The sequence below is a fragment of the Deltaproteobacteria bacterium CG11_big_fil_rev_8_21_14_0_20_49_13 genome (genome assembly GCA_002796305.1).
GTDB lineage: Bacteria > UBA10199 > UBA10199.
Map to the genome: position 1 here is coordinate 1 of PCWZ01000011.1, position 1984 is coordinate 1984.

Below are 1984 nucleotides of genomic sequence, written 5' to 3' on the forward strand. Positions count from 1 at the left end.
TGCCTAACCCTTATGGATAACTTTTTAGAATATTCTTATCTGCTAAGCGACTTCCCTTCAAATCGCTCGCTATGCAGCGGGTTTAATATGGGAGCGATAAGTATGACTACGTTGCCAGCATGTTGGAGAACATGAGGTCGTGGATAGAAGGCGCTTCAACTGCCAACAAATATTCGCCGCCCAGAGGCCAGATCTATGACCTTATGAGCACGTCATTTGCAAATTCGTTCGGGAGTACAAATACGTTGCCGGCGGTCTTTTTCGATTTTCTGGACCAGAGGCTTTTTGAGCACAACAACGCCTCCCAGTTCGGGCGTTCCGGCGAAACGACCACCGGATTCGCAAGCAACTTGATGCAGGCGAACACGGTAGACGACGCGCTTGATTCGCTTACCGAGATACTTGTGGATGCAAGCGCGTGTACTCTTAACTACGCGCAGGGGGGCTTTGCCGACATGGCTCCCTATGCCGCTCGAGGCTTAAATATAACCCCGAGCAATACGGCTACCGGCGGAAAGACGATAACGGTTTCGCTTGTTCCCGGAACGGGGAGCATCGGTCCCGATTGGAAGGGTTATAATTTTATGAACAATGCGGTGACCGGGAATGTCTCTGCAACGAATACATTCAGCGGATTCGGTCAGTTCATGACCGATCAGGCAGTTGTGCTTTTTGCGAATATTACCGGTTCTTACACGCAATCGTTCGTTGAGTATACAATAACGTGTCAGTAAAAAAACACAGCCCGACGCTATAAAGGCGACGGCAAAAGGAGGCTATATGACAAAGAAGGTAATGGCGGTAGTGGCGGTCCTGATGTTTGGACTTGCTGTGTCGTGTGGAGGAGGCAGTAGTTCTAGCGGTACTACCGGGACCGCGGATTGCACATCCGTAAGCGGTCAGGCCCTTGTTTGCGGTACCGTTACCGCCGCCGATCTTACGCCGGTGGTAGGCGCGGAAGTGAAGAATACGACCAGCGGGGCAGGAACGGCTATGCCGGGTTATTACAAAGGTCTCCCCGACGGCGTTTCAAAGTCGGTAGAAAAGAGCACAACGACAACGTGTTTGACCGATGCCAACGGTTCGTTCGCATGTGAAGCTGGCACAGCTTCTGGGAGCTACACGTTCTCTGTGACCATGACCGGTTTCTCTCTTACCTTTGCGTCTGATCTGACGCTTGATTCAACAACCGCTGTCCCCGCGGCCGATACAACGGCAACCGGGGCTAATATCACAGCCAAGTGGCTTGTAATAACGGGAAGCTGGGACGGTGTTCAACTGCTCCTGTCGCAGATGAAAGGATGTACATTGACGGGAAGCGAGAGTGTGCCGGAGGATATGACAGGCAGCGCCGCATGCGAAGCGGTCAATCTTGTAGTGCAAGACGCAAGTTTAGCGAGCACAACATTCTCTGATATCGCTAATCTTACACCTTATAACTCCATATTTATAAATTGCGGAACAGACATGTCGGCCTATAGTACAGTGATCCAGGAATATGTGGCAGCAGGAAATAATATCTATTTTTCTGACCTGTCAGACCCAGGGGTAACAGCGGCTTTCCCGGACAAGGTTACATATGGGACCGGTTCTACCACCACCGGCACCGTAACTGCAAATGCGGACAATGCCGATCTTCAAACATATCTGGGTAAAACTACGGTTGATATAGATTTTAACCTTGGGAGCTGGATGCCTATCGCAAGTGTTGCCAGCGGTGTGACAACATTTGTTAGCGGTGACACATCGAGTCTTGGAGGTACGGTCGGTGCGCCTATAACGGTAGGATGGACACAGGATGCAAAAGGTTGTGTGTTCTATACATCATACCACATTGAAACGGGCGGTTCTGCAACGGCAGATCAGGCTAAGGTCCTCAAATATCTTATTTTGAACGCCGAATCGGTGTGTGAATGATCTAATTTAGGGCGCCTCTAAAAACCTGCTTGTTCTGTCATTGCGAGCCCCGAAGGGGCGCGGCAAT

At 50.6% G+C, this 1984-nt stretch carries 2 protein-coding genes; both read left to right on the top strand.

Features of this window, described 5'->3' with window-relative positions; genetic code table 11:
• Positions 1-131: 131 nt before the first annotated feature.
• A complete protein-coding gene (locus COV46_00635) occupies positions 132-734 on the top strand; it encodes a hypothetical protein (protein PIR18276.1) in 603 nt (200 codons plus the stop codon).
• Positions 735-780: 46 nt separating this feature from the next.
• Positions 781-1917: a hypothetical protein gene (locus COV46_00640; protein ID PIR18277.1), complete on the top strand. Its 1137-nt coding sequence runs from the start codon at positions 781-783 to the stop codon at positions 1915-1917.
• Positions 1918-1984 lie beyond the last annotated feature (67 nt).

Excerpts from the sequence above, each read along its gene's own strand:
- COV46_00635 (PIR18276.1), top strand. The coding sequence starts at position 132 with ATGAGGTCGTGGATAGAAGGCGCTTCAACTGCCAACAAATATTCGCCG.
- COV46_00640 (PIR18277.1), top strand. The coding sequence starts at position 781 with ATGACAAAGAAGGTAATGGCGGTAGTGGCGGTCCTGATGTTTGGACTT.